Source organism: Mycoplasma sp. E35C (assembly GCF_019873825.1).
Classification (GTDB): domain Bacteria; phylum Bacillota_I; class Bacilli_A; order Mycoplasmatales; family Mycoplasmoidaceae; genus Mycoplasmoides.
Genome location: NZ_CP068418.1, coordinates 642602 through 665977, shown reverse-complemented (window position 1 = coordinate 665977; position 23376 = coordinate 642602). Strand labels below are relative to the sequence as shown.

Annotated in this window: 12 protein-coding genes; all 12 read left to right on the top strand. The window is 31.3% G+C overall.

Going from position 1 to position 23376, the window contains the following annotated elements; genetic code table 4:
- Nucleotides 1-137 precede the first annotated feature (137 nt).
- The 12 genes from JJE79_RS02765 (at nucleotide 138) to JJE79_RS02710 (ending at nucleotide 23354) form a co-directional block, all read left to right on the top strand.
- Entirely contained in the window at nucleotides 138-5540 is a 5403-nt protein-coding gene (locus JJE79_RS02765) for a PDxFFG protein (RefSeq protein ID WP_222926103.1), read from the top strand.
- Nucleotides 5541-5567: 27 nt separating this feature from the next.
- Nucleotides 5568-8654 carry an ABC transporter substrate-binding protein gene (locus tag JJE79_RS02760; protein WP_222926102.1) on the top strand — a complete coding sequence of 1029 codons (3087 nt, stop codon included), beginning with the start codon at nucleotides 5568-5570 and terminating at the stop codon, nucleotides 8652-8654.
- A gap of 2 nt (nucleotides 8655-8656) precedes the next feature.
- Nucleotides 8657-9709, top strand: a complete 1053-nt coding sequence (locus tag JJE79_RS02755; RefSeq protein WP_370630550.1) for an ABC transporter permease — start codon at nucleotides 8657-8659, stop codon at nucleotides 9707-9709.
- 44 nt (nucleotides 9710-9753) lie between these two features.
- Nucleotides 9754-10830, top strand: a complete 1077-nt coding sequence (locus tag JJE79_RS02750; RefSeq protein WP_222926101.1) for an ABC transporter permease — start codon at nucleotides 9754-9756, stop codon at nucleotides 10828-10830.
- Nucleotides 10831-10839: 9 nt separating this feature from the next.
- Entirely contained in the window at nucleotides 10840-12030 is a 1191-nt protein-coding gene (locus JJE79_RS02745) for an ABC transporter ATP-binding protein (RefSeq protein WP_222926100.1), read from the top strand.
- A 114-nt stretch (nucleotides 12031-12144) separates the two neighbouring features.
- Nucleotides 12145-13395 carry an ABC transporter ATP-binding protein gene (locus JJE79_RS02740; protein WP_370630559.1) on the top strand — a complete coding sequence of 417 codons (1251 nt, stop codon included), beginning with the start codon at nucleotides 12145-12147 and terminating at the stop codon, nucleotides 13393-13395.
- 407 nt (nucleotides 13396-13802) lie between these two features.
- Nucleotides 13803-16502: an MG321/MPN456 family lipoprotein gene (locus tag JJE79_RS02735; protein WP_222926098.1), complete on the top strand. Its 2700-nt coding sequence runs from the start codon at nucleotides 13803-13805 to the stop codon at nucleotides 16500-16502.
- Between the two features lie 130 nt (nucleotides 16503-16632).
- On the top strand, nucleotides 16633-17850 hold the full coding sequence (locus JJE79_RS02730) for an ABC transporter permease (protein ID WP_222926097.1): 1218 nt from the start codon (nucleotides 16633-16635) through the stop codon (nucleotides 17848-17850).
- A gap of 6 nt (nucleotides 17851-17856) precedes the next feature.
- Nucleotides 17857-18984, top strand: coding sequence for an ABC transporter permease (locus JJE79_RS02725; protein ID WP_222926096.1), 1128 nt, complete (start codon nucleotides 17857-17859; stop codon nucleotides 18982-18984).
- Nucleotides 18984-20333 carry an ABC transporter ATP-binding protein gene (locus tag JJE79_RS02720; RefSeq protein WP_222926095.1) on the top strand — a complete coding sequence of 450 codons (1350 nt, stop codon included), beginning with the start codon at nucleotides 18984-18986 and terminating at the stop codon, nucleotides 20331-20333. The genes JJE79_RS02725 and JJE79_RS02720 overlap by 1 nt, the downstream gene beginning before the upstream one ends.
- Nucleotides 20323-22821 carry an ATP-binding cassette domain-containing protein gene (locus JJE79_RS03850; RefSeq protein WP_222926094.1) on the top strand — a complete coding sequence of 833 codons (2499 nt, stop codon included), beginning with the start codon at nucleotides 20323-20325 and terminating at the stop codon, nucleotides 22819-22821. The genes JJE79_RS02720 and JJE79_RS03850 overlap by 11 nt, the downstream gene beginning before the upstream one ends.
- Nucleotides 22800-23354, top strand: a complete 555-nt coding sequence (locus JJE79_RS02710; RefSeq protein WP_222926093.1) for a hypothetical protein — start codon at nucleotides 22800-22802, stop codon at nucleotides 23352-23354. The genes JJE79_RS03850 and JJE79_RS02710 overlap by 22 nt, the downstream gene beginning before the upstream one ends.
- The last annotated feature ends 22 nt before the right edge of the window (nucleotides 23355-23376 follow it).

Genomic DNA, 23376 nt, shown 5'->3' with positions numbered 1-23376 from the left:
AAAAACAATACATAAATTAAAGTAAGCAACCATGAATTCGTTAATAAAAATAAGATAGTAGTGATTGCTTAAAAAGCAATCACTATTTTTTTATCATCAATTACAAAACTGCAAAATAAAAGGAAACAAATACATCCATGTCAAGAAAATGATCACTTAAATCAAGGTCGTTAACATTCAAGACGTTATTAGCGCTTGGTGTTTTAGCTATCGGATCAGGTGCTTTGATTGGAGCTATCGTTGGGTATGCTGAAAACTCTGACGAAAAACTAGGTCCGCTCTCAAAAGCCAATAAGGACTTATTTGATAATGATTATTCTAAGATTTATGATGCTAATAATAATTTAACACCAAAATTAGCAATCTTAAATGGAACCAAAGCAACTGAAACAGCTAAGATTTCAGATGATGCTACTGAGTTTTATTTCTTAGATGATCCTGATACTAAGTATGATTTTGATACTTTCTTTAATAAGTATTTTGAAAAATATGCTGAAGCATTTGTTTTAGAAATCAAGTATGGATCATTTAGTTTCTTTGATGAATATGTTTTAGCAGTAAGACCAAAACAATTTTTAGAATTCAGTAACTGGTTTATTACAAATGTAGCATGAGGTCCTGATTTATTAACCTTAGATTCATTTAGATTAGTTCCAGGGGTAGAACAAAACGGGAATGCGATTACATTAGGTTCACACTCAACATTACATAAAGAAGTAAGTGAAATTAAATTCTTCCCTGATGCGTTCTTTGGATCATTGCCAATCTTTTCAAGTTTAGGCGGTCGAGGAAATGCGACTGACTCACTAACTTATAGCACTTTTAATGGTGAAGTAACCAAGCCAATTATTGATGAATACTTAAATCAATTAGAAACAGCCACTTCATTAAAAAATAAAGAAGCAGTTGAAACATATGAAGAAATTGTTCGACCAGAAGCATTAATTAATAAGAGGTTTAAAGTCGATTTAGGTGATAAAAATTTTTATGATCGTTTGTTCTTAGCTGATGATATTACTGACGCTCAATTTGAAGCGATTAAAGCTAAGTATCCTAATGATTTTGACAATGTTGATTATAAGAATCTAAAAACTTATGAAGTAACTAAGGTTAAGATTAATGAAAAAAATACTTACAGAGGAGCTGAGTTGGATGTTTATTTCAAAGAACCAGATAAATCTGCTACTGATAGTAAAAACACATTAATTGCTACTTATGATCTAACCAAATTAACAACTAGAAAATTCGTTTCATACAAAACCTTATTAGAAGCAACTAAAAATACCATCAGAAGCTTTTTAGATTTTTATGACATTGATGATTATAAGAATCGTGAGTTTTATTGATACGAAGATGACAACAAACAAAATCACTTTTATAAACTATTTGTTGAAGCAATCAATAACAATAAAGAATTAAAGCTTAAAAAATACGAAGAACAAAAACAGCTAGTTAAAAAATACAAGATTAACGATTTCATCGTTACTGCAAATAATGATGAACAACAATACACCTTAGAAGTTAAATTAACTGATCCATCTGATTCTTCAAAAACTACGTCGTTGTCATTTGTGGCCAACAAAGCAAACGATTATTCACCAGAAGGATTTGATGAATTCACACAAGCGATTGGTTATGCTGGTGCGATTAATCCGATCACATTATTCTATACCCAAGAAGATAATTCTTTAAAAGACCTTGATGGTAATGTTTTAAAAGGACTTGATAGTAGAAACTATCAAATTTATAGTGAAGTTTATAGTGGTTTAATTAAAAAAGTAACCAAGAAATATCCACACTTATTAAGAAGTCTTAACGGACCACATATTGAAAGAAGTGTTAATGAAAAAGGGGTATTTAAATACGAACTAAAAGATGGTGCATACAAAGGATTTTCACCTAATGATCGTATTGGTTTACCTATAATTTTAGCAGCATTAGTGCCAGGGTTTGATGGTTTGCCAACTGACTTTTTAAAGTATGTAGCAACCCATGAATACGGACACCACTACACCCTAGACCAAGGTCAAGCTTGAATTGATAATAACAACCCTGTTGTTGTGGGTGGATTATCAACAAGAGGAGGAGCGAGCGATGCTTCGTTCTATTCTTACCAAGCATTAATTAATTATCTAGAAGCACGCACAAACTTAGAAATTGTGCGTGTAAATGCGAACAACCAACCAACGCCAACAGGTAAATTCATTCGTTTCAGATTCGGAATTTTAGACGAGAATAACAAAGTTATTAAATATGAAACTGAAAAGATTGAAGACATCTGAGGAACTAATCGTTCAAGCGATGCATTAGCTAATGTATTAAAGAACAAAAAACGCCGATTCTTACAAGATTTTGCTGGGATTGTTGAAGCAGCTAAACAAAGAAAAGTTGCATTAGGTGACATATTTTTTGCCAACTCATTTGACGCAGACTCAGGAACATTAAACCCAAGTATTTCAGGAATTGCTAAAGTCTTTGCCAAAGTTCAAAGTCAGATGAAAAACCCAGAATATAAATGGGTTGAAGTTACACCTAAATCAATTATTAGCCAACTAAGCGATGGTGCTGGTAATCCGTTATTGGATAAATCAGTATTCGTTGATGCTGCTGGTAACTTATCATTCAAGATCTATGAAACAGATCCTAATGATAAGAAAAAAATTACCAAAATCAATATGTTTAACAAAGATGGTTCACCTGTTATTCAGGTGCCATTAAATGTTAGCTTATCTGATGAAGAATTAGCATACGTAACTCAAAAAGCGAATGTAATTGCTGATTCAATTAAAGCGACAATTCGTGAAAATTTAGCTGATAATGGTTGAAATAAAACATCAAGTGTTTTACCTGGTGAAGTTTCAGTATCACTAAATAATATTGCTCGTGCTATTGATTTTAATGATCTTGTTAAAAAAATTAAAAGCCGAAATAATCCTAATGAATTAGATCCAAATGAAAACGCATGGAACTCAACCAAAAGAACTGGTTTTAGTTATTTATCACTAAAACCAAATCTGACTGGTGAGATGTCAAGTTTGTATCAGTTTTATTACGAATTTATTAAATTTAAGTTTGAAGGAAACCGTGATGCATCAACTGATATTCTAAACAAATCTGATGTTAATAAAATTTTAGCGTTCTTAAAATCTGATAACGATCACAAGTTTGAAAACACCACTCGTTATGTCTTTCCTTATGTAAATGACAATGTCTTTTTAGGTTCAATAATGAACGTTAAAGATGGTAGATGAGATGCAATTAGAAGTTTTGCAGCTCATAACAATTTAGGTTTTTATCGTGGTCCATTTACTCAAAACTTTACTATTGGATTCTTTAGTGCAACAGCTACAGAAGAAAACAATTTATTAAAACCGATTTTTGCTTATGGTTTAGAAGAAAGAATAAATGAAAAAGATACAGCTAAAATTGTAACGATTGCTGAAATTGATGATTTAATTAATAACAAACATAAAACTACCGAAGAACTGGATAATTCAGTAAGAGTCTTCATCAATCCGTTTTCAACATCTTTAAAAGCATCTGATGCAGTATTGCTTAGCGTTGTTAAAAAAGATAAAAGAGGACGGGTAAATAATAGCCAAACTGGAAAAAATCGTCAAACATATAAAGCTAAAAATATTGCGGAATTATTAGAGTTTGGTTCAATTGATTATTCAAAAGCAACTTATGATCAAAAAACTTCAACATACAACTGAGATGTTGAATACGTTAAATCTAAATTTGATTTTGAAGGTGTTGAAAACTTACTTTCACAAAATTTAGATAAACTAAAAAGAACTGAAAAATTAAGAGAAGCAATTACATCAGCAGGTAGTGATAAATCTAAAAAAGATCAAGCAATTGCTAACTATACAATGAGCTTATTCAGACACTCTAACCTGTTTATTTCGGTTAAAGATTTTTCACCTGCAACTGACTTGGTTAAAAACCGTGCCATCTTTTCAAAAGACTATGGTATTACCATGGTTGATGAAAATTTTAGCAATTTCTATCGTGAAGATTTATCTAAAATTGATAACAAAGATAATGCTTATTTTGACATTAACAGCTTACAACATTTAATTAATCGTTTTGTAACTACATTTAAATTAGAAGATTATAAAGACAAAATCAGCTTACATGATTTATTGCTTTTAACTGGAAACATCGCATACTATACTGCCAACGGTAGAACACTAATAACTTATGGTTCAGTTGAGTTTGGTAAATTCTCACCAGGAATTGCTTCTGATGATGTAATTAATTACAACGATACTCGTGTTGAACCATTATTAAACGATAAATTCACGGACTATGTTTATAACATTGCTGAAACACTAACTCGTGACTATGTCCAAATAACTTATGCTCCTAATACTCAACAATTCTCAAATAGTCCAGAATATCTAAATGGTATTTCAGAAGCAATCACAGGATTAGATTATATTGTTGATGGAACAATTATTAGTAATCTTAACAACCTTAAAATTGATCAAGCTAAGATGGCTAATGCAATAAACAGAATTCTTTTGGGTAGTCATTTTACAAAAATGAACGAAGAAATCGTTGTTTTAATGCAAAAGTATGATCAAGATATTAAAGATCTTGAAGAAAAAGAAAATCAAGTAAGAAAAAGATTAGATGAAGCAATAAAAAGAAATAAAAACGATAAGTTCTCAGAAGAAGTTGAAAAAATCCAAAAAGAAGTTAATGACATCGTTGATGCTCGTGGTGCGTTATTAACTAAAAGAGCAGTATATAACAACAAAGCACTTGGTAAATACTTTGATGAAATTACCCGAAAAAACTTCTTGATGACTAATGAATTACGCACATCAAGTTATTTTGGTAAGTTTATATCTAATAACAATGGATATTTCAAAGATCGTTGGGAAAAACAAAAGATTGGCATTGAATTATATGATGATCAACGTAATCCGATTATTGATGAAAATATTCGCACCAAAGACTTTAAGGGCAATAAGATCAACAGTCGTCCAGAAGCGTTCTTTATTTCACAACTATACAACTACGGCGTATCACGCCGCAATGTTTCAGGATTGTTTAGAAATAAAAACCTTGATGCATTAGCAATGTATGGTTATATTGATACTGAATTAGCTAAAAACGTTAAATACTTACGCTTTACTGATATTCATAATGGTGAAACTAAATATTTAAAAGTTAATATTGCAAGAACTAACAACTTATTCTGATTACAAAAACAAGGTGATGCAAGCAGCAAAAAATCAATTGAAGATTATGGTTATACTTCATGATTAACTGACTATGCAATCATGGGTAAATATCGTGATGCACTACTAAAACCTCAACATACTTACACAATTGATTTTGTTGATGAAAACCACCAATTCTTAGCATCATTAGATTTAGGTGATCTGAAATCAATTTCTGAAAATGCTAAAGCAGCAGAGCAATCTCCTGTGAAGATTGAAAATAAAAATGAAACCACACCAGATGGTGAAAAAACTAAGAAAACGATTATTACTATCGATTATCAATTCAACGTTAATAACTAAGTGATTTTTAAGGATAATTAATAAAGAATGAGTCGCAAATATAAACAAATTACTAAACTAATATTATTAAGTAGTCTTCCGTTATCAACAATCCTGAGTTCATGTAGTGCACACCAAGCATCAAGCCATCATGATGATCTTCATAATAAAAAAGCGATTCCGGTTGATTATGATCTAGGACTAGTTACTGAACCGATTAATACTTTGAACTATATTAAATATAGTTCATTAGATAAGATCGTGCCATCGTTGGTAGATTCATTTCTTAAAGCAGGACCAAATGATGCTTTAAAACGGGTATTAAGTGCTAAAAAGAGCTATAATTTTGCTTTATTAAATGTAATAAAAGGTAATGAAGAAACCTCAAATTTTGATAAATATATTGCTAGCAACCTTCCGACATTAGAAACCAACCAAGGAACTGGTAGTATTGGTTCATCATTTTATTCGATTGATAATTTCAACATTGTCGGTGGGTTAGCTGATGATTCTGGGAGTAGTTCAGATTTAACCAAACGTTCAACAATCTATGCATTCAGAAACCCAAGAAATGTTAATAACTATATGGCAATCACGGGTTATACTAATGTTAAGAAAAACCGTTGGTCAAATGGTGATTTCAGCACAGCACAAGATATTCGTGATTATTTAGAATACATTCTAGATCTAAACACAGGATCACAAAAATTAGACTCAATCAGAAGATATGGCATAAGAGCTGCTGATAAATTTATTGACGCCCAACGTGAGTATTTGGCAAAATTTAATACAACATACAAAAACCCGTTTGGTAGAAGAAGATACATCTACAACGAACAATTGCAGATGTATATTCAAGATCCAGATCAACAAGTTTATCAATCACAAAATAATAACGAAGACATCAAAGAAGTTGAAGCAATTAAAAAAGCAGCATCAGAACTAGGTTTTTATACTGGTCAATTGTTCTTAGATTTTAGTAACAAACTAATTGCAGATAATCTAGAAAGAAATCCGCAATTTGATCTAGAAAAAGAAGTTCAAGATTTTAAGATCATGAACGAACAAAAAGAAGAAATTACCGTAAAATTGGTTAAAAATCCTTATGTTAATCCTTATCAAAAATTTAATCGACTTAATGATGATTTAAAGGGTGATATTCAAACATTATCTAAGGATGAAAATTCATTTACACTAATCTTTGATGAGAACTTAACACCTTCATTAAGTTATTTAGTTGCAACGATCTTACAAAGCTTATATCCAATTAATCGTAGGTATGTTGAAACAGAAGGTGGTGGGATTGATAAGTATGGTTCAGAACCTAGCAAGTTCTTAACGAATGGACCGTTTATTATTCCAAAAAATAATGGTATTTTATTAGGACCAAACGGTTATATTAGTTTAGAAAAAAACCGTGATTATTTTGATGCTGAAAATACGATTTCTAATAAAATTAAAATCTTATTTTCACAAAACCGTAATACTAATGCATTATTTTTTGAAGACGGTTATATTTCTCAAACCTACATTCCAGCCAACCGTATTAACCAATACTGAGCTGATCCTGAGATTAAAAAATACTTAAACAAAAACCAAGGTTATGGAACAATTGCTTTTGGTTTTAATTTAGATCTTGAAACTAATGCTAATAGCTATCTGCAAGATCAAGATTTAAGAAATGCAATTTATTACGCCCTAAATCGTGATGAAGCATTAAAGTTTGTTGGTTGAGATTTTAGTTTTCCTGTTAATACTTGAACAGCATACGGACAACATAAAGCATACGATGGCAAGAACTTAGAATTATATTTTGAAAGCCAAGAATCAAAAGCTAAGAATAATAAAACCTTCCCGCTACAAAACTATGAATTCGTTGTGCATTTATCAAAAGGATTTAATTTTGAAAAAACCCAACGTCATGATTTAACTTATGATGTTGATACTGCACAATTTTATTTAGAACGCTTTAAGAATAATCATAAAAATTTATCAGGTGTTACTTTAAACTTCTTAAATAACAGCACTGATGAGCAACAAAAAGCAGGAACATATTTAAAAGAAGCACTAAATAAAGCATTTAATGGATATATTAATATTGAAATAAAATCATTGCCTGAAAATATTTTTGCTAGCTTTATTGAAAAAGGTCAGTATGACATTATTTATCAAAACTATGACCGTTTTAGTGGTGGCCAACCCCAAGATAGTGTTTTAACTTTCTTTAAGCAAGATGGTGTTGATACCTTTATTCAAAAGAATATTGGTTTTAAAGAAAATCCAGTTGGATCATATACATACACTGAATATTTAGCTAACTTAATTATTGAAGCTCTTAAAAAACAAAATGCTTCAACTTCTCGTGAAAGTTTATTAGATCCAGATATTAAATTGGTTGAATCAATTATTAATAGTGATCCTAGTTATGCTGATGATTATCAAAAAGCTGTTAATCAAAAAACTGCACAGGATTTAAATAGATTTACCAGCAATCATTTAAGTAGTATTCAACAAAAACTTGAAGGAATCAAACCAGAATATAAAAACGTTAGATATTCAATTAAATATTTAAATGCATTAGTTGATTATTTCATCATCAACCAATGAAAAAACAATAGTGATAGCCAGCGCATTGAAAACATCAAAACTTCAAGATTACATACAGCGTTCAATTTATTATTACCAAGTTTATTAAGCGTTGATCAGATTGCAAACCTAACCAACGACACCCAAGAACGCTTAGACATTAATCAAGATAATATCTTTAAACGGGGTGATGATGTTGATACAAGAACCCCACCAAACTTCTGAAAGAAGTTTATTGAATTAGCATTACCAAAATACGAAGAAAGTTCATTGGATTATTCATCACGATTATCATCATTCTTTAGTGGTAATTTTAATGATCAAGAACTAAAAGAAAATTGAGAAACAACTTTGGTATATCAATTCATAGCATCGTTAGAAAAAATCATTCGTGATGCAGGGATCATCGTGCCATTAATGGAAGTTGATACCAACTGAGAAGTAACAAAAGTTGGAGGGGTTGATAGTTTATACCGTTTTGCGTTGCAATATGCTTATGACTACACAAGACCCCCAAGAGAAGGTTTACCAAGAACTAGAGAGGTGTAATTTTGGAAAAGATCATATTAGAAGATAACAAAACTTATTATGTTGATGATAATGCTGTTATCTTTAGAAAAAAACGGAATGAAGAATTAACGTTATTACAAAGATTATTAGCAATCGATTCACCAATTCTAAAAACTTCATGGAAGTTTTTTAAGATCATTTTGGAGTTTTTTGTAATTGGTTTAATTGTAATTTCGATTACTTTTTTCTTAATCAATTCAGTGCCTGGTGAAAACCCGCTAACCCAAGGGTTAGACGAAGCATCAAGACGGGCTGTAGAACAACGTTATGGTTTAGATCTACCGTTGTTTGAACGATACATAAGATATCTAAAAGGTTTGTTTTCGGGTGACTTTGGAATTTCATTAGCATTATTCCCTGAACAAAGCATTGATAGTTTTATCTGGGATCGATTTTATAAATCATTCTTGGTTGGGATTTTCTCAGTTGCTTTAACGGTTTTAATCGGTATCCCATTAGGAATCTGAGTTGGGAAAAATCCTGGTGGATGAGTTGATAATATTTCTACTGTTTTAGTTAGTATTTTCTCATCAATTCCTTCAATTATCTTCGCACTAATCTTGGTATTCTTAGGACGTGCAGCCAAAATTCCTTATGTTTTTGATCAGAATAATTTTGCCACATACATATTACCAGGACTAGCTTTGTCATTAAGCAGTATTATTGTTTATATTAAATACATTCGCACCGAACTAAACCGCGAACTAAATTCAGTTCATGCCAAGTTTGCTTATCTAAAAGGGGTGTCAAAAAATCGGTTTGTATGAAAGCATGCACTTAAACCTTCATTGTTCCCGATTGCGACATTCTTTCCAGCCGTAATCTTTGGTTCATTTATTGGTAGTATTTTCATTGAACAAATCTTCTTAATTCCAGGTTCTGGTGATACATTATTGCAAGCAATCCAAACTAAAGATTACAACGTAATCTTATTCTTAATTGTCATGTTTGCTTTATTAACCGTGCTATCGTATGCATTTAGGGACATTTTATATGAACTAATTGATCCACGGATTAGAAGAAGAACTAGTTAATAAATAAAATACAGGGATAAAAGATATTACAAAGTAAATTAATAATGAGTAAATTTAAAGAAGATCAACAGCGTGATAAGACAAGTATTGTTGGATTAAAAATCAAAGGATTTTTTAGTCGTCTTGCTAATTCAATAAGAACTAATAACCAAGCCGTTGATGATCCTTATATTAATAAAAAAACAATACCAAACCCGATCACTCAACCATTCAATTACCAATCATGAAAAATCGTTGGTAAGATTATGAATTACCAAACTGATATGCATATGCATTCAGTTTCTAAACCGTTCAAAGAATTCGTGAACCGTTATTCACGATCTTTTGCTGGTGTGTTTGGAATGGTGAGTTTATTGTTGTTAATTATCTTAGCGATCTTTATTCCGTTTGGCACTTTAAATCCCAATGAGACTAATATTGAAGATCGTAATTTAACATTCAATTCAACTGATAGTAATGGTGTTTATCACTTCTTTGGAACTGATGATTTAGGGCGAGATTATTGAGCGCGATTGTGATGGGGGTTAAGATATTCGATTGCATTAGCATTTGCTGTTACTGTAATCGAAGTTATGATTGGATTAACAATCGGAATTATGATGGGTCAGTTTGAAATGTTTGATAAGATTATGACTTTTATTATCAAAGTAATTTCAATCGTGCCAACCATCATTATTTTGATCTTATTAACAATTATTATTTCACCAAGTTTTTGGGTAATTGTGTTTGCATTATCACTCACTTCATGAACTGGAATGGCCAACCAAATCAGAGCTCAAGTAAAACGGGCTAAACACTCAGAATGAGTGATGGCTTCAAAAATTCTAGGAACACCAACCTGAAAGATACTAAAAAACTATGTGCCTGTAATTTTACCAATCTTAATTACGCAATTAGTATTCACCATCCCTGGTGTGGTGTTGTCTGAAACATCATTAGCATTCATTGGTTTAGCAATCACTGATATTCCAACACTAGGTAACATCATCTCAGATGGACAAAAGATTTTCCCTGCATATTTAAGATATGTATTCGTTCCTTCTGCATTCTTAATTTTGATTACAACCAGCGTGCAATTGATTGGTGCATCAGTGCAAGATTCATTAAGAAGACAAAGATAATAACTTATTATGAACAAATCAACAAAACAAGGAATTGGTTATAAAATTAAACGTTATTTTAGTGATAAATTTAGTTTTATTAAAAACCGTCACTTTGTCTTTAATTGACAAGAATTTGAAAAAAATGTCAGATATAAAACTTTAGCTAACAATGAAAAAGTTAAGGTTGTGGCTGAAATTAAAGATATTCAATTATCATTCCTAAACCCATCACGACCAGGTGAAAAAAACATTGTTTTACGTGGTCCTTCGATTGAAATTTATGAAGGAAAAGTGCATGCGATTATTGGTGAATCAGGTTCTGGAAAATCCGTGATTACTTCATTACTTTATGGTTTAACGGGTGATAATGCTGTTATAGATAAAGGTGAAGTTAAACTTTATAATAACAACGTTCAAAACTTCAGTTTTCGTGATTGAGAAAAATCACACTACCGTGGTCGAGTGGTATCAGCAGTTTTTCAAAACCCGATGTCAACCTTAAACCCAACGATGAAAGTTGGTGCACAAATCATGGAAGGAATGTTGGTTAATAAGGTTGTTAAGAATAAAAAAGAAGCTTATAAAAGAGCTGTTGAATTCTTAAAATTAACCAAAATTTCTGACCCAGAAGCTGTGATGAAATTATACCCACATGAGATGAGTGGTGGAATGATCCAACGGGTGGTGATTGCTGCGATTGTTTCATTAGAACCAAAAATTTTAGTAATGGATGAACCAACAACCGCGCTTGATCCTACCGTTCAAGCGTTGGTGTTAGATATTATTAAAGAATTACAAGAAAAACTAAATTTATCAATTGTTTTTATTACCCACGACTTAGGAGTTGTTGCTTCAATTAGTGACTATATTTCAATCATGTATGCTGGTCAAATTATTGAAGAAGGAACTGCCAAAGAAATCTTGCAATACCCACAACACCCATACACGTGAGGGTTAATTTTAAGTATGCCAGATGTCAATAAGGGACAACGACTAGCGACAATCAGAGGTTCAGTGCCATCAAACTTAAATAATATTGTTGGCGATGCTTTTGCTGTGCGTAATGATTATGCTTTAGGTATTGATTTTGTTGAAGAACCAAAATTTTATTATCTTTCAGACACTCACAGGGTTAAATCAGCACTATTAGACGAACGGGCAGAAAAATACACACCACCTGAACATATTCTTAATTTATGAAATAAATTCAAGGCTTAGATGAAGATGAGACGAATCGATAAGAAAAATCAGAAACCATATATTGAAACCAAAAGAAAATTTTTATTCTTTAAACGCCGTTATGTGCGCTTTAACACCCCTGGTGTTGAAGCAATGCTAAATGTTCCGAAGGATAAAGAAATTTTAGCCAGTTTAAGAAATGTTGATATCACTTATGGTGTTGGTTCAAAAGCATTTAAAGCTGTTATTGATATGAACCTGAACATTTATAAAGGTGAAGTTTTAGGTCTAGTTGGTGAATCAGGATCTGGAAAATCAACAATCGGGCGTGCCATCATTGGTTTAGTGCCTCATAGCTTTGGTCAAATTAAGATCTTAAACCAATTAGTTCCCAAGAAAATGCAACGTGGTTTTAAGGTTGGTAAAGCGCTTAAAAATTATTTAGCCATTGAAAATTTCATGGTGAATAAAGTTCAAATGATCTTCCAAGATCCAGCCAACTCACTTAACCCGCATGTTAATGTTGAAACTGTTGTTTCAGAAGGTTTAACTAACCTAAAAAATGCTAAAGAAATTTTCTTATACAACGTTGATCAAGAAGTAATCAAATATGTTTATGAAAATTATCTTGATCAAAATAACGAAAAAATTAACGAAGATTTTTATGGAAAATTCCAAGTTGAATTAGAACAAAAAATCAGCATTAATTCTAAACAATCTTATCAAGCAATTTATACTGACTTTTATAACAAATTAAATAAATACGTTGAACTGTATAAAGCAATCATTTATCTTAACGAACAAAAAAATGATCGTGATGCTTATGCTAAATTAAGTGAAACTGATGCTAAAAGAATTTTAGTAAGAAACATTTTAGCTTCTGTTGGTTTAGATGAATCCGTATTAAAACGCTACCCACTAGAATTCTCAGGTGGACAACAACAACGGATTGGAATTTCACGCGCTGTGGTTTTACGTCCAAAGTTATTGATTGCTGATGAACCGATCTCAGCACTTGACGTATCAATCCAAGCTCAGGTGGTTAATATCTTTAATGATCTTAAAGAAAAATTCAATCTAACAATCTTATTTATTGCTCACGACTTACGAATGGTTGAATATATTTCAGACCGTATTGCTGTAATGAACAAAGGAAGATTGTTAGAAATCGGATTAACCGAAGAAATCATGAAAAAATCATTACACCCTTATACAAAATCATTATTAGATGCTGTGCCTTCAATTGAAAATAAGAAGGGTAGTTTGATTGGTTATAAGTATGATCCAGCCATCCATGGTTATGATCAAAACAACCAACCAGAGTGACATAAAATTAATGACAACCACTTTATTCTAGCTACTAAAAAAGAGCTAGATGAATGAAAACAGGGAATTTATAAATAACAAATAGAGCTTTATATCTACAAAAATAAGGACATAAGAAAAAAATATCTTATGGTATAATGCTAATGTTATTATGTTAAAAGCTTATCAATCTCAAGCAGTATTTTGCATTAAGGACATTAATAATTTTAGATCTAAGCATATCAATTTCTTAGATACATTTAATAATGTAATTATGCGCAATAAAAAGCTTTTAGTGGTTGAGTAGTTTTAAACTTAAATAGAGTATAAAAAAGATTGCTTAACCTTGAAAGAATAGCAAGAAAAAAGCAATCACCCTTAAAAATAAATATTGATTAATTTTAATCTTACGTAGTGATTGCTTAAAAAAAGCAATCACTACTTTTAATTTAATAACGAAATTTGATAGAAATTTATTCTACATCAAGAATAAGAATTAAGTAAGAATGCTCAAACATCATAAAAAAAGACTAATCAAATTAGGTTCATCATTATCTTTGGGAGTATTGGTGACTAGTTTTGTTGCTTCATGTTCAACAGCCATTCCTGATTCAACAAAAAGGTATATTTTTAATGACAGCATCACGATTAAAGCGGCTGATGGTTTAAGAGATATTACAGTTAATAAACAAACTTTTAAACAAGCATTAATTAATCTAGGTGCAACCAAGCAAAAACCTTGAAAGTTCGTTGAAAAATCATTAGAAATTAGCAGTCCAACTGAAGACCAAAATGCTTTTATTAAAACTAAAGGTAATATTTTGAGTTATTTAAGCGATGGATTAATTGACTATAATTTAGTGATCCGTGGTGCTGCTACACCTTCTGTAACTGATTGGTTTGGTTCAACTGACGCTGTGGCTGGAACGTATTTCTGAGGTAAGGACTATGCTTCAGTAGGAACTTTTATTGAATCATGATTTACAGGTCAAAAAACTGCTAAAAACCACCAATGAATTCTTTTAAGATTAGCTAATGTTGCAGCTAACCCTGAAGCGTATGCTAAAGAATATACTAAAAAATACGTTGATCTAAGTGCTTCATTGGCTAAGGCGCTTGTTAAATCAAAAATAACAATCTTAAAAGATCCAGCAACTGATAATCAAAAAGTTGATGATATGACTTATCTAAGCATGTTCAAAGGTATGGACTATGAAAAGTTGGTGCCAAACGAAGGTGACATGCGTGATACTTATCGCAACAATTTAGCCAAAAATCTAGGTGAATGAGCAGCAATTGATCAAGAACATGTTTTATATTTAATTTCTTTCATTGATGACCAATTTAGTTGGATTCCTAATGCTGAAAGAGATGACCAAACCCAAACGCAAATCTTACTTAAAGACAAACAATGAGTTATTCGTAATAACTGAAAATCCCAAGAACTTTTATTAAGAGACGCTAACGGTCCGCAAAACCGTCCTTATGTTGTTGAGCGTCAAGACAGTCCATTTCAGTCTAACGAATTACCATTACAATCTTCATTTGCATCAGCTGGTGGTAGTGGCACGTTCTTCCCTGGAACTTATGTGCATTTAATATCATCTGAAACCACAGGCGATCCAACTTATGATGATGAGAAAAAACTTCGTGAAATTTCGTATGATGCTACATATAAATTAGAAGGTGCTAAGGGTGTTAAATTATATGATAAAGATGATAAATTATTAGCAGTCATCTTACGCCCAATAACAGGAAGTGAAGCATCTAGTTGGATTAGTTCAATGCATCAAGAAGCACTAAAAGAAAACTCTGAAGTTAAAATCTGAGACGATGGTGTTGTTGATATTTCTAAAAACCCTGAATTAGCAGTTTTAGTTCAACAAGCAGTTAGATATGACTGATTGATTGATAGCAACATCAAATGGGTTGATGAAACTGGAAGAGCGGTTGCTGATTTATCAGCAAGAGACTTTGAAAGAGGACTTGAAGGCTTCTGATTAGCTAGTGCTGGAAGTTATAACCCGAATGGTTATTTAACTGATCAATTAGGTATTGATTTACAAAAAACTGTTAACTCAATTGAGACTAAACCAGATGAACACGGAAAAGTAACTGTTACACCAGGAACTACTAGCATTAGTGATCCAGAATATGATGTTGGTAATTTTACAAACAGTGATGATGTATATCGAGTTTATCTAAAAGCTCCATACCAATTCGCATTAGAATTATTCGGTCACAGTTTTAATTCACCAATACCACACTGAAAAGATAGTGTTAGAAACATCAAATTTGACTTCCAAAAAAAGGATAGTGCAGTTAATACGATTAGTGAAAAATACAAAACACTAGCCAGCAAAGATGGTTCAACTAACATCACTCCTGTTGATGGTGTTGTTGCAAGCATTATCAATGATGATAAAAAAGATCCAACCAAACCAGAAGCTAAAAAACCAATCATTGATCGTTCTAAAACTAAATTTAATGAAATCTTTGGTTTCATGGATGAAACCAAAACCGATATATCAAACACGAGATATACCTTATATTCTGGTTCTTATTATGTAAGTGACTTTACGCCTAAGTATTTCAAACTAAATTATTCACAAGCATACAAAAACGCTTTTAGTGATGATTATTACAAAAACAAAGAACCAGTCCAAGAATTAAAAACCTTCTTTAATGGTCGTCCAAACGATGTTATCTTCACTGTTTTTAAAGACGATGATGAAACACCAACAACACTAGCTGTGCCACGATCAAAATTAGTAGACTCATTAAGAGAATACTCACAATTCTTCTGAAACCAACCAGTAACTGATCCAGTATCACAAACTTCATATATTGCATGAGGGGCTGATCCTGAGAATATTGAAAAATTAAAATACCAAGATAAAGTTACTAGAAAACTATTTGATGAATGAAATAGTGATGATTCAAGAATTGTTCGTGCAGGAATTGTAAACCTTATTAATTGAAGAAGATTATTCAGGGTGTTATCACCAAATGGCACAATGCAAATGACCTCAGTGCCTTACCAATCATTCACTTCAAAAAAATTATTTAAAAATCAACCATTCAACGAAATTTTAATTGCTGCCAGAGACAATGAATTCCCAGAAGCATTCAAAGTTAATGGATACAGCGGGGTATTAAGAAGACCATACCAAGACTTTAGTCCTATTAGTGATGGTGCTTCTTAATCTAATAAGCGATTGTTATTAGACAATATTTAATAAAAGCAGTTTGTTATAATTTCTTATATTGATTTCTTAAAATCAAACCAAGCTAAAAAGGGCTTAAATACACTTTAATTGTGATAATTTAATAAAAATGTTAATTTACATCTTAAAAAGAATTGGATTTGCAATACTAGCGGTATTTTTATTATTGACATTCACCTATTTATTAATGGGGTTGTTACCGTTTTTACCAATCCAACCAACACCACGTCAGTCACCAGAGCAGTTTGCTGAACAACTAAAATCATTAGGTTTAGACAAACCAATTATTGTTAGATATGGTGAGTATTTAAAAGGATTATTCCTTAACCATTCATTAGGAACATATTACCAAAACCCTGGGAATGATATTGGACAATACTTCTTTAGTTTTGTGCCATATACCTTATTGATTTCAGCAATTGCTTTTGTAATATCAATCGTTTTAGGAATTAGTTTTGGGATCATTTCAGCCGTATATCGTGGAAAATTCCCTGATGCGATTTTAAACGTAATTGCTGTCATCTTTATTTCGGTGCCAAGTTTTGTGATTGCAATCATCTTGCTAATTATCTTTAAAAACACCGATGTGCCAACGCAATTTATTGCACCAGTAACCAAAGACGGAACGCATTATGCTGAGTTCTTTGCTTCATTAATCTTACCAATCTTATCATTAACGCTTGGTGGGTTTTCAAGCATGACTTATTATATGCGTAATGAAATGGTTGAAGTCTTACAACAAGATTACATTAAAACAGCCAAATCAAAAGGTTTAACCAATACACAAATTATCTTTAAACACGCATTTAGAAATGCAAGTATTCCTGTGTTATCAATCATCGTTCCTTCATTATTAGGTCTGATTTCATCATCAATTGTGGTTGAAACCTTCTTTAATGTTCCAGGGACTGCGAAGATCTTAGTTGAAGCGATTCAGAAAAACGAAGTAAACTTATTAGCATTCCAAGTTTTATTCTTCTCATCATTAGCATTCTTATTACAGATCTTATTAGATGTAATCTATACTTTAATCGATCCAAGAATTCGCTTGGCCGAAGGTAATTCGTTGATCTTTATCAAATGAATTGAAAATGCTTATGAACGTCATAAAAACAAAAAAACATGAGCAATGATCAATACCAACAATGCTTATGTATTAAACTTTGAAACTGATAAATTGCTATTAGATTCAATTAAAGACAACAACGATTTAACAAAATCACACATCACAATTGAAGATCAATACAAACTGCCAGATAACATTGAATATCTAGTCATCAATCAAAAAATCTACAGAATTAATAACAAGAAAGGAGGTGTCAATTAATAAGTTATGAAAATCGAAGAAATCAGCTCACAATTTCAATTTGATCAAAGTATGTTTGAACGAGTTGGTACTGATCAACTTAACAAACAAGCTCAAGTAATTGGTAAACCTACCAATTACATTGTTGATATTATTAAACGGTTTTTCAAAAACCCATGAGCAGCTGGATTTAGTGTTTTTTTAATTTTATTAATTTTATTAGCACTAATTGCACCTGCTGTATCTCCTTATCCAAGTGCTGATCCAATTGATTCATTACCGATTTATTTCAACTTACCTCCACGAATTTTTGGATCAAACCCAATTAGTTCAACCGTAATTCCGACATATGAATTATCTTCATATGAAATGGAGGGAGTGATTGTTAGCAAAGAACAAGTAGGTGGTTTTTTATACAAACTAGATTATCACCCATACATGATCCCTGAACTAAAAAACATTTATCCAATTCTAGGAACAACTAACTCTGGTGTGGATGTTTGAACTAACTTATGAGGTGCGATTAGAACTTCATTAGGTTCAGCGTTATTAGTATCAATTTTTGCAACCTTAATCGGGGTGATTTATGGTGCGATTGCTGGAAGTTTTGCTGGAAAATGAATTGATACTGTAATGATGCGTTTTGTTGAAATCATTGGTGGATTACCAACAATCGTATTAATTATTGTTTTAGCAACAATCTTTTCACCATCAAACGGTATTAACATCACAGCATTAAACTTTGCACTAATTGCTTTATACTGAACAGGACCAGCGACAACAACACGGATTTATATTGTTAAATCAAAAGACGCAGAATACGTTCAAGCCGTAAGAACATTAGGTGGTAGTCAGTGACGTATTATCTTCTCGCACTTGATACCAAACATTTCAGGAAGATTAGCCGTGATGTTCGTGCACTTTATTCCAGCTGCGATCTTTATCGATTCTTCACTAGTATTCTTAGGATTAAAATCTTCATTAGATTTATCATTAGGAACAATCTTATCAACAACTTATCAAAATATTACAGCGAGCCAACTGCATATTTCATTACCACCAATCATTGTATTCTCACTATTCACGATTTCATTACAAATCATTGCGAATGCAATTAATGACGCAGTTGACCCGAGAATTGTAGGTAGAAAATAATGAATTTAAAAAAACGTTATTTAGTTACCGAAGAAACTAAAAAACTGAAAGAAAACTTTGTGCTTGACATCAGGGACTTAAATGTTTCATTCAAGACCAAAGATGGGATGTTACAAGCTGTTAGAGGTGTTAATATCTCAGCCAGACAAGGACAAATCATCGGGATTATTGGTGAATCTGGTTCTGGTAAATCAGTGTGTGTAAAATCATTAATTGATTTTAATGACGGTTCAAAAACGGTTGCTCAAAACTTAAATTTAGCTGATATTGATCTTTTAAAAATTAAGAAAAATGACTGATCTTCATTAAGAGGTGAATATGTTACTTATATTCCCCAAGATCCGTTATTATCACTAAATCCAACTAAAAAAATTGGTGCTCAAATTAAAGAAGCACTAGTTATTGCTGAAAAAAGAAAATATCGTGAAACAATTCAAGAACTAAAAGAAGGATACCAACAAAATGCTAAGAAATTAAAAGCAATTTTAAAAAATCCTTCTAATGATCAAGAATATAATGATGCTAGCAATCAACTACAACAACTAACTGCTGAGTATAATAAGAAAAAATCAATTGCTAAAAATCATTACAAAGCTGAAAGTTCACACAAAGCAATCAAAGAAAAAATCTATAACATTCTAGAATTCATCGGCATTAATAACATCAAACAAAAAGTTAATGCTTACCCGCATGAATTCTCAGGTGGGATGCGTCAAAGAATTGTTATCGGGATTGCCATTGCTTCACGTCCTAAATTAATTATTGCTGACGAACCAACCACTGCACTTGACGTAACAATCCAAGCTAAGGTATTAGACTTGATTAAAAAGATTAATCAAGTCTATAAAGTTACAGTTATTTTCATTTCGCACAACATTGCATTAGTAGCTAATTTCTGTGAATATATCTATGTAATGTATGCTGGAAAAATTGTTGAACAAGGAACAATTGATGACATCTTTTTAGATCCACGCCATCCATATACATGAGCGTTGATTTCTTCAATTCCTGATGAAGGAATTGAAGGTAAATTAAAATCAATTCCAGGATCTGCACCAAACTTAATTTCACCACCTAAGGGTGATGCGTTTGCTCCAAGAAATGAATATGCAATTAAATTGGATTTCAACGCTCAACCGCCATTGTTTGAAATCACAAGAACACATAAGGCTGCAACTTGATTATTACACCCATCAGCACCAAAAATTGAAGTTCCAGATTTAGTCAGACAAAAGATTGAGATTTACAAAAAATCATTAGAAAAAATTCAATCAGAACCAACTAGTCAATCAACTGTCCAAGATTTTAATGTATTTGATACAAGAAAGATAAAAAACGATGAGTCATAAGAATCAAACTAAAGAACAAAACACTTTATTAGAAGTTGCTGATTTATCTGTTGTTTTCAACGCACGAGGATCATATTTTAGTGCTGTTGATAACGTTTCATTTAAGGTTAATAAGGGTGATTTCTTCGGGATTATTGGTGAATCTGGTTCTGGTAAATCAACAATCGGTAAGACCTTAGTTCGTTTAAATAAACCAAGTGGTGGTTTAATTAATCTTGATGGTCGTTTGATTGGTAACAAATATATATCAAGAAGTGACAAGGCGTGGTTACACCAAAATGCTCAGATGATCTTCCAAGATCCAATGAGTTCATTAAACCCAATCAAAACGGTTTTAAAATTGGTATCTGAACCAATTATGATCAGTAAAACTGTTCATAAACAAGCCAGAGAATTTTATAAAAAATTAACTTACATCAGACCGTATTTTAGATATTCATTTAAGGCTAAAGAATTTGATTTAAATTACAAATACCAATCAAATTATTTCAAAACATTAAACCAAGATTATCTAGATGCAATTAAAGCAATTGATGCACTAAAACCATCAAGTTCTGATTACAATACAGGTTATAAAGAATTCTTATTTGTTCTTGATGATATTTCAGAAAGAGTTCAAGAACGTATTCAATTAACCAAAACATACTTGGTTGATTATAAGAATATTCTGACTGATTTCATGAAAGCTTATGACAATAAGCAATATGACATCGTTGATTTAGAATTTGATCAAGCTAAATTAGAACAACAAAAACGTGCTAAACAATTAAAATATTCGCAAGCAGTAATTGATCTAAAATCAGATAAAGCTAAAAAACAAGAAGAATTAGCTAATATCAAAAAAGAGTTTAGCGACATTTATTTATTCAGAAACTACTCAGAATTATTAAGTTGAAAAACGACAATTGAATCTGAAGCTAAAAGCTTCAAACAAAAAATGCGTTTTTCAAATAAACCATTAGATTATAGTTATGCTGGCATTAATTATTGATGAAAAAAAGCATTACTATCTGTTATTAAAATTATTAAAAAAGACCGTTATTTTGAAAAAGAACGTTTAGATGCTTTGATTGAAAAAATCAATCATGCATTCAATTTAATTTTTGAGCCAATCGTAACAATTGTTATTAATTTATCAGCACGATTAAAAGATAATATTTTATTTACTTCTGAATTCAATCAACAAGCAGATTCATATTTAAGATTGGCTAAAAAATTATATTTAGCATTCAAACATGAACTAACTGATGAAAGATTAAGATTCTTCTTTGCTGAATTAGAATCTGATGCTTATGCTTATAGTTTTGTCAAACAAAACCAATACTTAGAACAAGACTATGATGGTTGAAAAAATACAATTCAACAACAATATGATTTCATTCGTAACGAGATCAAAAACCACATCGAAGAATCACAAAAGATTTACAACGAACACAACATCGAAGTTTATCGTGCTAAAAAAGAAATCTACAATCTAAATCAAGAAATTCAAAAAGCATACGAAGTTCATTTATTAAGTGATAAAACTGCTTTAGAAAAAAACTTACAAGAAGCAATTAATGTCACTGAACAAAAACGCCAAAAACGTGACAAAACAATTTTTGAATACGAACAAACATTGCCACAAATCTATGCTAAACAAGCTGTTTTAACTGAAGAAATTAACAAATTACACCAAGAATACAAGAAGTTAAAAAATCGTTTTGTTCATGTATTAAAAGATAAAATTGCTGCACTATCAAACCAATACTCATGAACTAATAAAGATGCTAAGTTGTTATGAAGTGCAACAAAATTACGTCTAAAATCAATGGCAATCAATGATTTTGAATACAAAATCACATTAAGTGATAAAAATGTTTATCAAAATCTATTCATCAAATTACCACCTTGATTAAGTTGAATTTACTTATTCCCATTACGTTCAATCTTAATTCGTGACAAGGTATTTGACGCATTAACACAAGTTGGTTTAAAACCAGAACACGCATACAGATATCCACACGAATTCTCAGGTGGTCAACGCCAAAGAATTGTTATTGCCAGAGCATTAATTACTGAACCTAAGATCGTAATTGCTGATGAACCAATTTCAGCACTTGACGTATCAATCCAAGCTCAGATTGTAAACATCATGAAAGAATTGGTTGATAAAAAAGGTGTAACTTTCTTATTTATTGCTCACGACTTATCAATGGTAAATTATGCATGTAACAACGTAATCATCATGCACCGTGGCAAAATCTTAGAACGTGGTAGTGTTGATAAGATTTTCAACAATCCAATCCATCCATACACTAAATCATTAATGAAAGCTTCACCAAAACTTTCAAACATTCATTTAGATTTAGCTTCATTTGATGAAGGGTTTAATTATGATCAAGATTATTCAGTAATCAATAAACCTTCATTCTTTAAAATTTCAGATAACCACGAAGTATTTTGCACCAAAGAACAATTTGATTTATGGCTAAATCAAACCCACTAAAAACTGGTTATAATCATTACTCAAAAAGTTATCTAGATAAACTTAATAAGAATGATTTAACTGATGATAAAAACATTAACAAAATTAATCAACAAGAATTGAAATATTCAAAAGGTTGAATTAATTTTTGTTTTTGTTTAATCATTGTGATCATTGCTTTGTTTCTTGGAATTTTCATCCAAAGACCAAATATTATTACTAAAAAAACCCAAATTCTAGATGCAGTTGATATTTCAACTGGAATCGGGTTTTTTTATCACTTCATTGGTTTTGTGCACCGTCAAAGCATCTTCATGATGCTTAAATATAAAATGCGAAAGTTATGATTGTGGTTATCGATGAGAAAACTACGAGAAAAACGTAACTTTTTATATGATCCTGATAATGCTGAAAACTATATTAAATCATATGAAGATTATCTAACTTATAGTAAGAATAAAAACCAAGCAACATTTAAAGTTTTTTACATCAGTTTTTTAGTTTATGGAATTTTATTCTTAATAGCTATTATAGTTACCTTCAGTTTATCTTAAAAAATGTTATAATTTCTAAGAT